Here is a 13588-nt window from a genome sequence, read left to right as displayed (position 1 = left end):
CGTGCCCTACTGTTTCTGAAAGTTGCTTTCACGATGTGAGAACTCAAGGAAGAGTGGGCACATGACGGGCTGGTTGGACCTGGAGGGCAAGGGCGCCCTCGTCGTCGGAGCCGGAGGCCTCGGCGGCGCGACCGCGCTGAGCCTCGCGGCGGCAGGCATGCGCACCGCGGTGGTCGATCGCGATGCGGACGCGCTCGCCGCCCTCGCGGGGAGGGCCGCCGCGGCGGGCACGGAGATCGTCCCCCTGACCGCGGACATCTCCACGCCGGAGGCCTGCCGCGCGGTCGTCGCCGAGGCGTCCGCCGCGGTGGGCGCGCCCCGGGCGTTCGTGCACGCGGTCGGGCGGAACGACCGCCGCCCGGTGCTCGAGCTGGGCGACGCGGACTGGGAGTCGATCCTCACCCTCAACCTCTCCACCGCGTGGTGGCTGGGCCAGGAGGTCGGGCGCCGGATGGTCGAGGCGGGCGCGGGCCGGATGGTGTTCGTGTCCTCGGTGTCCGCGCTGCTGGCGCATGCCCACCACGCCCCGTACGCGGCCACCAAGGGCGGGATCAACCAGTTGATGCGTGTGATGGCGCGCGAGTGGGCGCCGCACGGGATCACGGTCAACGCGGTGGGCCCCGGCTACATCGAGACCGACCTCACCCGCGCCTACCTCGACCGCGACGGCCACCGCGAGCAGCTCGAGTCGCTGGTGCCCGCGCGTCGCCTCGGCAGCCCCGAGGAGATCGCGGACGCCGTGACGTTCCTGCTGTCCGACCGGGCCCGCTTCATCACGGGCCAATGCCTCTACATCGACGGCGGCCGCACGCTCGTGTGAGCGCCCCCTCCCCCGCTTCGACGGAAGGACACAGCGTCGTGGACCATCCCCGGGACCTCCCGCTCGCGCAGGCGCGCGAGCTGGTGGAGCGCGCCGTCGCCAAGGCCGAGCAGCTGGGCATGCGGGGCGGCATCGCGGTGGTCGGGGCGAGCGGCGCGCTCATCACGGCGTCGCGGCTCGACGCCGGCGGCGCGGGCGGGATGGCGCGCGCCCGCTCCAAGGCCTGGATCTCCGCGACGCAGCAGATCCCGAGCGCCGAGCACCTGCGCCGCATGACCAGCCTGCCCGCGCCCATCTCCGCCGGCTTCGTCGCCGCCTCCCCGGAGGCCGTGTTCCCCGGGGCCGGGGGCATGCCGGTGCGCGTCGACGGCATCGTGGTCGCGGGCATCGCGGCATCCGGCGCGACGGTGAGCCCGTTCCTCCCCGACGGCGTCGCGCCCGAGGTCGTGAGCGCCGACGGCGAGCCGGCCAACCCCGAGGACCTGCTCATCGCGTACGCCCTCGGTACCCCGTACGCGGGCCAGCACGGCGACGACCGCGCGCGCTGGACCGAGCGTTTCGGCGACCTCGTGGTCGCGCCCGGGGAGGCGCTCGGGATGCGGGACGCCCCGCGGGCCTCCGCCCAGCTCGAGCTCGCCTGGGCCACCGCCCTGTGCGACGCGGCCATCGCGGCCGCCTCCGCGGCCGGGCTTCGCATCGGCGTCGCCGTCGTCGACGCGGGCGGCGACCCGATACGCGAGGACCGGATGGACGATGCGGCGGCGGGCGGGGTCGACGTGGCGCGGGCCACCGCTGCCGCCGCCGCCCGCTTCGCCGTCGCGAGCGGCGACCTCGTCGCGGCCTACGGCACCGCCGCATCGTCCCTCAGCACGCTCGCGCCCACGCCGATCCTCGCCGCCCCGGGCGGCGTCCCGCTCGTCGCCGACGGACGCGTGGTCGGGGGCATCGGCATCGGCGGCGCCTCCCCCGAGGCGTGCGCCGCGATCGCCGCGGAGGTGGCGCGATGACCGTCGGCACCCGGGTGGCCGTGCTCGGCTGCGGCGCGATCGGCAGCCTCTACGCCGCGCACCTCGCGCGGGTCCCGGGTGTCGAGGTGTGGGCCGTGGACCCCTGGGCGGAGCACGTGGGCGCGATCGCGCGGACGGGACTCCGGGTCACGGGCGCCGCCGACTTCACCGCGCCGGTGCGCGCGATCACGGATGCCGCCGACCTGCCCGCCTGCGACCTCGGCATCGTCGCGACCAAGGCCCAGCACACCCGCGCCGCGGTCGGGGCGGCGGCGCACGCGCTGGGCGACGCGGCCGTGGCGAGCGTGCAGAACGGCCTGGGCAACGAGGAGGTCGTCGCGGAGGCGGTCCCGCGGGTGATCCGCGGCAGCATCGTCACCGCAGGCGCCGTGACGGAGCCCGGCACCGTCCGCTACGACGCGCCGGGCGACTCGTGGCTCGGGCCGTTCGAACCGAGCCCTGCTTCGATGGCGGAGGTGCGCTGGCTGGCGGACCTGCTCACGGCGGGCGGGCTCCGCACCCACGCGGTGGACGATGCGCGCGGTCCCCAGTGGACCAAGGTCGTGTTCAACGCCGCGACCAGCGCGATCGCCGCGCTCACCGGGCTGAGCATCGGGCAGGTCTGCACGCATCCCGAGCTCCGCGCGCAGGTCGACGCGCTGATCGACGAGGCGCTCGCGGTGTGCGACGCCGCCGGGATCACCCTGCTGCGCGACCCTCGGGACGCGGTCGCGGAGGCCATCGCGGAGGCCTTCGGCCATCGGCCGTCGATGCTGCAGGACGTGGTCGCGCATCGCGTCACCGAGGTCGACGCGCTCAACGGCGGGATCGCGCGCGAGGGCGCGCGGGTGGGCGTCGCGACCCCGCGGCACGAGGCGATGGCCGCGCTGATGCACGGCCTCGAGAGCAGCTGGACGGGCGTGCCGACGGCAGCCCACGGAAGGGGATGATGACCATGACGATGCGGGTGCTGGGCCTGTCGTGCGGGAACCCGGGCGGCAGCGCGGAGATCCTGCTGATCGAGGCGCTGCGGGCCGCCGAGGCCGACGGGGCGGAGGTCGAGCTGGTGAGGCTCGACGACCTGCGGCTCGACGGCGGCGACGACGACGCGGAGTGGTTCTGGGAGAAGCTGATCGAGTGCGACGCGTGGATCATCAGCGCGCCCATCATCAGCCGCACGGTCCCGGGCCGGCTCAAGGTGCTCGGCGACCGCCTGCTCGGCCCCAACGCCGACGCGGCGATCATCGAGGGGCTGCTCGAGGTGCGCCGCAGCGGCGGCGAGCCCGCCGTCCCCTTCCGCGTCGACGAGCGCGTGCTGCGGCCACGGGTCGCCGGCTTCATCGCGTGCGGGGGTGCGCTCACCACGCAGTGGAAGTCGCTCGCCCTGCCCGTCATGCACACCCTCACGTTCTCGATGAGCACCGCCGTGGTCGACCAGATGGTCGTCGAAGGTGCCGGCACGCCCCGGTCGGTCGTGCTCGACCCGGGCGCGATCGCGCGCGCCGGGACGCTCGGCCGCCACGTGGCGAGCCAGCTCGGCCGCGGGCTGGGCGAGGCCGAGTACCTCGGACCCGCGGGCGCGTGCCCGATGTGCCACCTCGACGTCGTGATCCTGCGCGGCACGGACGTGGAGTGCGCGACCTGCGGTGCACGCGGCCGGCTCGCGGGTGACGGAATCGAGTGGACGGACCTGACGCTGTCCGTGATCTCCATGGACGAGCGGCACGCGCACTACCGGGAGATCGTCGAGACCGCCCAGGCCCATGCGCTCCGGCGGGCGGTCGTCGCCGAGCGTGCCGCGCCCTACGAGGGCTTCCCCGTCACGCGTCCGACCCCGGTCTCGCCACAGGGTTAGGTCACATCTTCGTCACGACGGCCAGGATTGTAGACAATCCGCACCTGCAGCCCTAGCATGGGCCTCGCTGGCGAAAGTTGCTTTCATAAAGTGAAAGTTGGCAGTTCCACCACAGATCGCGGACATCAAAGGAGATTCCCGTGAGCATGAATCGTCGTTCACTCAAGCGTTCGGCGCTCGCCGTCGGCGCCGCCACCACCCTGGTCGTGATGACCGCTTGCAGCAGCAGCACGAACGAGGGCACCGGCGACGCCTCGCCGTCCGCCTCGGATACCGCGATGGAGTCGGAGGCTCCCGCCTCAGACCTGCCCAAGACGCTCGTGTTCTCTCCCATCGGCCTCCAGATCCCCGCCATGAAGGGCCTGTCCGAGGGCGTCCAGGGCTACGGCGGCAGCCAGGGCTGGGAGATCATCGTCCAGGACCCGAACATGGAGCCCACCGAGCAGGTCCAGCAGGTGACCGAGGTCCTCGAGTCCGGCCGCGCCGGCGCGCTGTGGATCATCGCGATCGCCCCCTCCTCGATGACGGATGTGCTCCACACCGCGCAGGAGAAGGGCGTGCCGGTCCTCATCAACGGCGTTCCCGCCGACTACGGCTTCGACGGCGCACAGGCCGGCATCAGCTTCGACACCATCGACTACGAGGCCGGCGGCACCGCGCTCGGCGAGCAGACCGGCATGTGCATCAACGAGAAGCTCGACGGCAAGGCCACCGTGATCTACGGCGAGTCGGCTGCGGGCACGGCCGGCAAGAAGGAGTCCGACGAGGCGTTCCTCACGGCGCTCGAGGCGACCGCCCCCGACGCCGAGGTGGTCCAGAACTGGACCATCTCCGACCGCGCGGCCTCCCAGACCGACGTGGGCACCATCCTCCAGGGCAACCCGGACGTCAACGTCGTCGCCGCGGCGAACGACGAGGGCGCGCTCGGCGCGATCGGCGCCTTCAAGGCCGCCGGCAAGGACCTGCCGTGCGTCGTCAACTTCGGCGGCAACGACGAGGTGCTCGGCCTCGTCGAGGACGGCACGATGTACGCGACGGTCGCGCTGCAGTTCGAGGACGACATGGTGCAGTCCTTCAACACGCTCGCGGAGATGCAGATGGACCCGACGGCTGAGGGCCCGCTCCTCACCGTGCCGATCAAGTCGATCACCGCGGGCAGCTGATCGGCGCGTGGCGGAAAGACATGACGATGACCAGCCCTGCTGAGGCCGGCGGCGCGGCGACTCCCGGAACCCCGGGAGCCGCCGCATCGGCCGCGCCCACCCCGCCCCAAGGCCCCGCGCCCGCCGCGGCCCCACCCAAGGACAGCGCGGGCGTCCGCGGCATGATCTTCCTGCGCGACCGCGGCATCTTCGTGCTGTGGGGCCTCCTGATCGTCGGGTTCTCGCTGTGGGCGAGCCCGTACTTCGCGACGCTCAACAACGCGATCCTCATCGCCAACGCCGCGGCGATCAGCGCGATCTTCGCCGCCGGCGTCGCGGTCGGCATCATCTGCGGCGCGCTCGACCTGTCCATCCCGGGCGTCGCGGCGCTGTCGAGCTGCGTCGCCGGATGGATGATCATCAACGACCTGCCGGTGTGGCTCGCGCTCACCGTCGGCATCGTGATCGGCGCCCTCGTGGGGCTCGCCAACGGGCTGATCTCGCTACGCGGCTTCAACCCGATCATCGTGACCATCGCGATGCTGTCGATCACGTCGGCCGCCGCTGCGATCGTCGCGGGCGGGTACACGATCCCCGGCCTGTCGAAGCTCGACTTCATGGGCACCCAGCGCTACCTGGGTGTGCCGGCTCCGGTGTGGATCACCGCGGGCGTGTTCGTCGTGGGCACGGTGTTCCTCACCAAGACGCGCGACGGAATCCGCCTCATGGCGGTCGGCGGCAGCGCGGAGGCGGTCCGCCGCTCCGGCATCCACTCCGACCGCTATAAGGTCTTCGCGTTCGTGATCTCGAGCACCTGCGCGGCGCTCGGCGGTCTCGTCACCACGGCGACGGTGACCGAGGCGAACCCGGGCGCGAGCCCCGCGCTCATCTTCACCGCGTTGACCGCGGTCGCCCTGGCGGGCGTCTCGCTCGTGGGCGGCAGGGGAAGCCTTCCCCGCGTCCTCGTGGGCGCGCTGGTGCTCGCGACCATCTCCAACGGGCTCACCATCAAGGGCGTCCAGCCGTACTGGGCCACCGGCGTCACCGGCGTGCTCCTCATCGGCTCGCTCACCCTCGAACGGTGGGTCACGATGTCGGTGTCGAAGCGCCTCATGGCGACCGCCCAGGCATCCGTCCACACGGGAACGAGGTGAGCGGCATGCAGGAGAACACCACTCCGGCGCTCGAGCTGACGGGCGTCGACATGCACTACGGCTACGTGCGCGCGCTCGACTCGATCGACTTCCACGTCCGTCAGGGCGAGGTCGTGGGCCTGCTCGGCGACAACGGCGCCGGCAAGTCGACCCTGCTCAAGATCATGTCCGGCGCGCACCGGCCCAGCGCCGGCACCCTCAAGGTGCACGGCAAGGCGGTGGAGCTCCACTCCCCCAGCGCCGCCACGCACGCGGGCATCCAGATGGTCTACCAGGACCTCGCGCTCGTCGACGCCCTGGACATCGCGACCAACCTCAACATCGGCCGCGAGATCCTGCGGCCGGGCATCTTCGGCCTGCTCGGCTTCGTCGACCACAAGGCGCAGCGCAAGCGCTCGGAGGCCGAGCTCGACAAGCTCGGCGTGCGGACCGCGGCGATGACGCGTCCCGTGGAGATGCTGTCCGGCGGTCAGCGCCAGGTGGTGGCGCTCGCCCGCAGCGCCACCCGCGTCACCGGCGACCAGAACGGCGTGCTGTTGCTCGACGAGCCCACCGCGGCGCTCGGCTACGAGCAGACGCAGGTGGTGCAGTCGCTGGTGCGCCGCATGGCGGACCAGGGCATCGCGATCGTGCTCGTGACGCACAACCTCGCGCTGGCCAACGCGGTCTGCGACCGCATGGTGGTGCTCAACCGCGGCCGCAAGGTCGCGGACGTCGCGACGCAGGACACCGACAACGACCACCTCGTGGGGTGGATCACGGGCGCACGGGACTCCATGTTCGCGTGACGCCGAGGGGGGCGAGGCCGGCAGGGGAACGATCCCCCGCCGGCCTCGTTCCGTCTGCGGCGGCTTAGAGCGCCGCGGGCTCGCCGATCGCCAGCCGGCGCACGACGCCCTCGGGGCTGAAGGCCGCGAGCATGCCCGCGAGCTTGGCGGGGTCGGTGGTCTCCCCCTCGTGCATCGGGACGGCCACCCGCGGCCCCACCGCGCGCACGTAGTCGACGGCCTCCGCGAGCTTCAGCCACGGGGCGTCGATCGGGACCGCGAGCACGTCCACGGAGACCTCGGGAGCGACGAACGAGTCGCCGGGGTGAAGGAACGCGCCGCCGTCGACGAGGTATGCCGCGTTGGTGCAGCCGGGGACGTCGGCATAGACGTCGGCGTGGAGGTCCCCGAGCACCTCGACGGTCGCGCCGCCCAGCGCGAGCCGCTCGCCCGGGCGTGCGACGACGGCGGGCCGAGGCAGGCCCGCCACCGCGGTCGCGGTGTCCGGATCGACCACCAGCGCCGCACCGGGATTGGCCTCCAGCAGCGGCCGAAGGCGCTCGACGTCGACGTGATCGGCGTGCTGATGCGTGACCAGCACGGCGTCGAGGCCGCGCAGCTCCTCGAAACGCGAGTGCACGCCGGGGTCGATCAGCAGGCGTGCGGCGCCCGTGTCGACCAGGAAGCACGCGTGACCGAGGTGGGTGAGCTCCATGGGACCCCTTCGTCTCATTCTGCGAAACCGACTTCCAGCAAGTGAGTCTAGCCTGGGAGGTCGCCGCGCGGACGATGCGGCGGTCCGGCGACGTCGGCGGGTTGCGGCAGGATGTGCGGATGCCTCGCACGTGGACAGGGACCGGCGGATGGTCCCTCGCCTACGCGCGGGACCGGCTCAAGCTCGAGACCGACGGCACCGTCGAGGAGCTCGTCGGCACCGAGGCGTCACGGGTCCGGGTCGCGCGCCGCTGGCTCGAGCACGGACTCGTCGTCGCGTCGGCGGACGGCATGCCGGCCCTGCGGCTCGCCGGCCTCGACCCGCGCGACGCGCGCGAGATCCGCGCCGCGGTCACGCGCATCGTCACCCGCACGAAGCTGCGCGACGCGCTGGCCCTCGCCGCGCATCGTGAGCAGGTCTTCCACCGGCTGCTCGAGACGCGCGTGCGCAAGCAGCGCTGGATCGCCCACGACGACGCCGTGGCGATCCTGGCCGGGCTCCCCCACCACGCCGACCTGCTCGCCACCCTCACGCCCGACGAGCGGGCGGCGCTTCCCCGGCACCTCTCCGCGGCGGAGCAGCGGGCGCTCGCGTTCCTCGCGCAGGACCACCTCGCGCGCGTGGGCGCCGCGAACGAGGAGATCCTGCGCCGCGAGCTGATCGCCGGACGGGACTTCTTCGCGGGCGTCGAGCGCTCGCCGTTGACCGTCGAGCAGGCGCGCGCGGTCGTGTCCCACGACAACCGTGTCCGCGTCATCGCCGCGGCGGGGTCCGGCAAGACCTCGGTGATGGTGGCGCGCGCCGCGTACGCGATCCGCCGCGGCCTCACCACCCCCGACCGGATCCTCATGCTCGCCTTCAACGCCGACGCGGCCCGCGAGCTCCAGGAGCGTGTCGACGCCCGGATCGGCGCGCTCGGGCTGCGCGCGGACGGCCTCCGCGCGGCGACCTTCCACTCCTTCGGCCTGTCGCTGATCGCCGAGGCGACGGGACGCCGGCCCCGCATCGCGCCCTGGGTCGAGGACGGCAAGGACGTCGAGAAGGTCCAGGCGATCGTCGACCGCCTGCGCGACACGGACCTCGACTTCCGGTTCCGGTGGGACCTGTTCCGCCTGCTCTACGGCAAGGCCTCGGGATCCGCCGAGAACGGCGACCACGACAGCTACGACCCCGACACGCAGGTGAGCGGCTTCGCGACCTACCGCGGCGAGACGGTCCGCAGCGAGGGAGAGCGGCTCGTCGCCGACTGGCTGTTCCTCAACGGCGTCGACTACCGCTACGCGCACCCGTACCCCCACAACGTCGCGGACCGGGTCCACGGGCGCTACACCGCCGATTTCTACTACCCCGCCGCGGACGTGTGGCACGAGCACTGGGCGCTGGGCGCCGACGGGACGGCACCCTTCCGCGGCTACGCCGAGGCGATGGCGTGGAAGCGGCGCGTCCACGCGACCCACGGCACCGCGCTGGTCGAGACCGCGTGGCACGCGATCCAGGATCACAGCGGCTTCGAGGCGTTCGCGCGCGACCTCGAGCGCCACGGCATCACGCTCGACTGGAACCCCGACCGCCCCCTCCCCGGAGCCGACCCGCTTGAGCACGAGCGCCTCGCCCGGCTGGTCCGCACCTTCATGTCGCACGTGAAGGCGGGCGCGCTCACCCGCGCCGCGCTGCAGGAGCGCCTCGCGACGATGCCCGCGCTCGACACCCCGCGCACGCGACTGTTCCTCGACCTCTACTGGCGCATCCACGAGCGCTGGCAGGACGAGCTCGACGCGGCGGACGCCGTCGACTTCGACGACATGCTGCTGCGCGCCGCCGAGCTCGTCGAGCGGGACCCGGGCCTGGCGCGCTGGGACCTGGTCATGGTCGACGAGTTCCAGGACTCCAGCCGCGCCCGCGCCCGCCTCACCAAGGCGCTCCTGCGCGACCGCGGGACGCACCTCCTTGCCGTCGGCGACGACTGGCAGGCGATCAACCGCTTCGCCGGCGCGGACCTGTCCGTGATGACGGGCTTCTCCGCGTACTTCGGACCGGCGCTCACGCGCCGCCTGCAGACGACCTTCAGGACGACGCAGAACGTCGCGGACGTCGCGAGCCGCTTCGTGTCGCGCAACCCTGCGCAGCTCACCAAGACGGTGCGCGCGGCACGCGGCCCGGGCGGCGCGCCCGTCACGGTCGTGCGCGTGGAGCGGCACGATGCGCTGCCGGCGGCGATCGAGGCGCACCTGCAGCGGCTGTCCGGCGGGCCGGGCGCCACGGTGGACGTGCTCGGCCGGTACGGCTTCGACCGGAAGCTCGTCCCGGCCACGGCGCCCCCCGGCCTCGACGTGCGGTTCCGCACCGTGCATCGGTCCAAGGGGCTCGAGGCGGACCACGTGATCCTGCCGAACGTCACCACAGGGCGGTACGGCTTCCCGAGCACGATCCCCGACGACCCGGTGCTCGCGCTCGCGATGTCCGCGGACGACGGCTACCGGCACGCGGAGGAGCGCCGCCTGTTCTACGTCGCGCTGACGCGGGCCCGCCACACCGTCACGGTGTTCACCGTCGCGGGTCGCGAGTCGCCGTTCGTGCTCGAGCTGCTGGAGGACCCGGGCGTCGAGGTCCGCGGCACGGACGGCGGCACCGAGGAGATCAGGGTGTGCGCGGGCTGCGGCGAGGGCACGCTCGTGAGGCGCTCGGGCAGGCACGGCGAGTTCTACGGCTGCAGCACCTTCCCGCGGTGCCGGGAGACGGCGTGGGTGTAGCGACCGGCGTGTGGGGATCCCGCGCCTACCAGGCCTCCTGCATGATGGAGCGGTGACGATGCAGAGAGCGGTGCTGTTCGACGAGACCGGCGGCCCGGACGTGCTGCGCGTGGCCGAGGTGCCGGTGCCGAAGCCCGGGCCCGACGGCGTGGTCGTGGAGGTCCGCGCGGTCGGCATCAACCCCTACGACGCCAAGGCGCGGTCGGGGCTCATCCCCCTGGACACCCCCTTCCCGCGATCGCTCGGCGGCGACTTCGCCGGCGTCGTGAGCGCGGCGGGCGCCGACGCCCGGTACTGGGACGGCACCCCCGTCGTCCCCGGCGACGAGGTCCTCGGGTGGGGCGCCGGAACGCTTCGGGAGCACCTCGCGGTGCTGTCCTCGCATCTCGCGCGCAAGCCTGCGGGCGTGCCCTTCGAGGTCGCCGGCTCGCTCTCAACACCCGGTCAGACGGCCAACGCGGCGATGGGCGTGCTGGAGCCCGGCGAGGGCGACGTGGTGCTGGTGAGCGCGGCCGCCGGCGCGGTCGGCTTCCTGTTCTGCCAGCTCGCGCTCGCGGCGGGCGCCGCAGTGGTCGGCACCGCCGGGCCGGGCAACCACGCGCGATTGCAGGCCATCGGCGTGGTCCCCGTCGAGTACGGCCCCGGCCTCGTCGACCGCGTGCGCGCGGCTGCCCCCGCAGGCATCACCGCGGTGCAGGACAACTTCGGCCGCGAGGCGATCGACGCGGGACTCGCGCTGGGGGTCGCGCCCGACCGCATCTGCGCCATCGCCGACCGTGCCGCCGTGGCCGAGCTCGGGCTGAGGAGCCCCGGCCGCTACGAGCGCCGCGCCGATGTGCTCGACCGGCTTGCGCGCATGGTGGCGGACGGCGGCCTGGTGCTGCCCGTCCAGGCCGTCCTCCCGCTCGAGCGGGTCGCCGAGGCCTTCAGCCTGCTCGAGACGCGCCACCTGCACGGCAAGGTGGTCGTCGCGCCCTGACGACGCCGCGACGCCCCCGGAGGAAGGCCCCCGAGGGCGTCGCGATTCGACGAGGTGACGTCAGGCGCGCTCGGCCTCGTCGTCCGCGGGACCCGCCGCCGCGGTGGCGGGGATCGCCGCGGCGTCGGCGCCCGAGATCTGCTCGCCCGCGGCCGCGATCGCCGGCTCGAGGGGCTCGCCATGCGCGCCGCCCGGCATCGGCCGGGACTGCACCAGCAGCGCGGCCGACACGAAGGCGAGGAGCACCGCGCCCACCGAGATCCACATCGCGGTCGAGAAGCCCTGCACCGTGGCCTCGGCCATCTGTGCCGGGGTCGAGGCGCCGTTGTCGACGATCCAGTTCGCGGTCACGGTGGCGGCCACCGTGTTCAGGAGCGCGATGCCGATCGAGCCGCCCACCTGCTGGGTCGTGTTGAGCGTCGCGGACACGACACCCGCATCGGTCCCCCGCACGCCGCCGGTGGCGGTCGCCATGGACGGCATGAACGTCATGCCCATGCCGAGGCCCAGGAGCACGAGCCCCGGGAACACGTGGAGCCAGTAGGTCGAGTCGACGTCGATCTGGGTGAGGAACGCGAGGGCCGCCGCCGCGATGAGCATGCCCGGCAGCATGAGGCGGCGCGGTCCGACGCGCGGCAGCAGGCGGGCGGAGATGCCGACCGCGCCGGTCATCATGCCGACCACCATGGGCAGGAACGAGATGCCGGTCTTCATCGGCGAGTAGCCCTGGATCCCCTGCAGGTAGTACGTGAGGAACAGGAAGACGCCGAACATGCCGATCTGCGTGAGCCCGACCGCGGTGAGCGCGCCCACGCGGTTGCGCTCGCGGAGCAGGTGGAGCGGCAGCAGCGCGTGCGGCGTGCGGCGCTCGACGAGCACGAACACGACGAGAAGCGCGGCGCCGAGCGCGAGCATCGACAGCACCAGCGCCGAGCCCCAGCCGTGCTGCTCGGCCTCGCTCAGCGCGTAGACGATCGCGAGCACGCCGCCCGTCGCGAGCAGCGCGCCGGGGATGTCGAGGCGCGTGCGGATGCCCGCCGTGCCGTGGTTGTGCAGGAACAGCGATGCACCGATCACCGCGACGACCGCGACGGGCACGTTGACCATGAGGGTCCAGCGCCAGTCGAGGTACTGCGTGAGCGCGCCGCCGAGGATGAGGCCGATGGCGGCGCCGCCGCCCGCGACCGCGCCGTAGACGCCGAGCGCGCGGGCGCGTTCCTGGGGATCGGTGAACGTGACGTTGAGCATCGACAGCGCCGCGGGCGCGAGAAGCGCCGCGAACACGCCCTGGAGGGCACGCGCGATGATGAGCATCGCGAAGGTCTGCGAGACGCCGCCGAACGCCGAGGCGGCGGCGAAGCCGACGAGCCCGATGATCAGGGTCTGCTTGCGCCCGAACACGTCGCCGAGGCGGCCGCCGAGCAGGAGGAGCCCGCCGAACGCGAGCGTGTAGGCGGTGATGACCCATTGACGGTCGGCGTCCGAGATTCCGAGGTCCGTCTGCGCGGTGGGCAGCGCGATGTTGACGATGGTCATGTCGAGCACGACCATCAGCTGGGCCAGGCCGATCGCGGCCAGTCCCCACCAGCGGCGGGGATCGGGGGTGGTGTCCATGGGGTGCCTTTCGTGTCCGCGCCGGGGTGCGCGGCAGATCCGGGGAGGCGGCTTCGCCAGGAGGGGGTCCTCCCCCGCGGCATGGATGAGCGCGGGGGACGATGCGGGGGCCGGGGAACTTCCTAGCCGCCCGGTAAGTTACAAGGGCGACGCTATGCTGGAACTGACCGGCCGTCAAGTTGATTCCCAAGATTCGCGGAAGACGCACCAGAGAGGAAGCGATGTCCGAGACCGCCACCCGCCGCCGAGGGGACACGCGCGAGCGCATCCAGGACGTCGCGCTCGACCGCTTCACCACCAACGGTTACGACCAGACCTCGCTCCGCGAGATCGCCGAGGACCTCGGCGTGACCAAGGCCGCGCTGTACTACCACTTCAAGTCGAAGGAGGAGATCCTCGAGTCGCTGCTCGCCGAGGCCTCCTCCGAGATCGATGCGCTGGTCGAGTGGATGCGCGCCGAGCCGTCGACCCGGGAGCGTCGCCTCGAGATGATCCGACGCCTCGGCGACATCACCCACGGGGTCCCGGGCGACGTGATGCGCTGCGTCCAGCAGAACGAGGTCGCGCTCCAGAACCTCGCGTCCACCAGCCTCATCCACGACATCAAGGTGCGCCTGTGGGAAGCGGCGATGCCCGACGAGGCGTCGATCGAGGACCGTCTGCGGATCCGCATGGCGATCATGACCGTGCTGATCGCGAACAAGCCGGGCAGCGACCTCGGCGGCACCGCCGCCGAGCGCGAGGCGGCCGCGCAGTCGATCGCCGCCGACCTGGTCCCCTAGGAG

Annotated in this window: 12 protein-coding genes; 10 read left to right on the top strand and 2 right to left on the bottom strand. The window is 72.9% G+C overall.

The features are described 5' to 3' along the window. Window positions 1-61 precede the first annotated feature (61 nt). The 7 genes from AOM02_RS09210 to AOM02_RS09180 all read left to right on the top strand — a co-directional run bounded on the left by AOM02_RS09210 (window position 62) and on the right by AOM02_RS09180 (window position 6766). Window positions 62-820, top strand: a complete 759-nt coding sequence (locus AOM02_RS09210; RefSeq protein WP_174442419.1) for an SDR family NAD(P)-dependent oxidoreductase — start codon at window positions 62-64, stop codon at window positions 818-820. 38 nt (window positions 821-858) lie between these two features. Next, window positions 859-1827: a GlcG/HbpS family heme-binding protein gene (locus tag AOM02_RS09205; protein WP_062298854.1), complete on the top strand. Its 969-nt coding sequence runs from the start codon at window positions 859-861 to the stop codon at window positions 1825-1827. Next, window positions 1824-2777 (top strand): ketopantoate reductase family protein, encoded by a 954-nt coding sequence (locus AOM02_RS09200; protein WP_062298853.1) that lies wholly within the window; start codon window positions 1824-1826, stop codon window positions 2775-2777. The genes AOM02_RS09205 and AOM02_RS09200 overlap by 4 nt, the downstream gene beginning before the upstream one ends. After that, window positions 2774-3682: an NAD(P)H-dependent oxidoreductase gene (locus AOM02_RS09195; protein ID WP_082104997.1), complete on the top strand. Its 909-nt coding sequence runs from the start codon at window positions 2774-2776 to the stop codon at window positions 3680-3682. Before AOM02_RS09200 ends, AOM02_RS09195 begins: the two co-directional genes overlap by 4 nt. Window positions 3683-3828: 146 nt before the next feature. Further along, window positions 3829-4845, top strand: a complete 1017-nt coding sequence (locus AOM02_RS09190; protein ID WP_062298851.1) for a sugar ABC transporter substrate-binding protein — start codon at window positions 3829-3831, stop codon at window positions 4843-4845. A 26-nt stretch (window positions 4846-4871) separates the two neighbouring features. Continuing rightward, a complete protein-coding gene (locus AOM02_RS09185) occupies window positions 4872-5978 on the top strand; it encodes an ABC transporter permease (protein WP_156156163.1) in 1107 nt (368 codons plus the stop codon). Window positions 5979-5983: 5 nt separating this feature from the next. After that, entirely contained in the window at window positions 5984-6766 is a 783-nt protein-coding gene (locus AOM02_RS09180) for an ATP-binding cassette domain-containing protein (RefSeq protein ID WP_062298849.1), read from the top strand. A 64-nt stretch (window positions 6767-6830) separates the two neighbouring features. Here the strand turns inward: AOM02_RS09180 and AOM02_RS09175 are convergent, their stop codons facing one another. Beyond that, window positions 6831-7460 (bottom strand): MBL fold metallo-hydrolase, encoded by a 630-nt coding sequence (locus AOM02_RS09175; protein WP_062298848.1) that lies wholly within the window; start codon window positions 7458-7460, stop codon window positions 6831-6833. A gap of 119 nt (window positions 7461-7579) precedes the next feature. On the opposite strand from AOM02_RS09175, the gene AOM02_RS09170 reads away from it, so the two are divergent. Both AOM02_RS09170 and AOM02_RS09165 read left to right on the top strand, forming a co-directional pair. Further along, on the top strand, window positions 7580-10210 hold the full coding sequence (locus AOM02_RS09170) for a UvrD-helicase domain-containing protein (RefSeq protein WP_062298847.1): 2631 nt from the start codon (window positions 7580-7582) through the stop codon (window positions 10208-10210). 58 nt (window positions 10211-10268) lie between these two features. Beyond that, window positions 10269-11189 carry an NADP-dependent oxidoreductase gene (locus AOM02_RS09165; RefSeq protein WP_228373809.1) on the top strand — a complete coding sequence of 307 codons (921 nt, stop codon included), beginning with the start codon at window positions 10269-10271 and terminating at the stop codon, window positions 11187-11189. 60 nt (window positions 11190-11249) lie between these two features. On the opposite strand, the gene AOM02_RS09160 is transcribed toward AOM02_RS09165, so the two are convergent. Further along, window positions 11250-12803 carry an MFS transporter gene (locus tag AOM02_RS09160; protein WP_082104994.1) on the bottom strand — a complete coding sequence of 518 codons (1554 nt, stop codon included), beginning with the start codon at window positions 12801-12803 and terminating at the stop codon, window positions 11250-11252. 221 nt (window positions 12804-13024) lie between these two features. Between AOM02_RS09160 and AOM02_RS09155 the strand changes: the two genes are divergently transcribed. Continuing rightward, window positions 13025-13585 carry a TetR/AcrR family transcriptional regulator gene (locus AOM02_RS09155; protein WP_062298845.1) on the top strand — a complete coding sequence of 187 codons (561 nt, stop codon included), beginning with the start codon at window positions 13025-13027 and terminating at the stop codon, window positions 13583-13585. Window positions 13586-13588 lie beyond the last annotated feature (3 nt).

Source organism: Demequina maris (genome assembly GCF_000971155.1).
GTDB lineage: Bacteria > Actinomycetota > Actinomycetes > Actinomycetales > Demequinaceae > Demequina > Demequina maris.
Note: the sequence above shows the minus strand (reverse complement) of the source record. Positions and strands in the feature narration are given on the sequence as shown.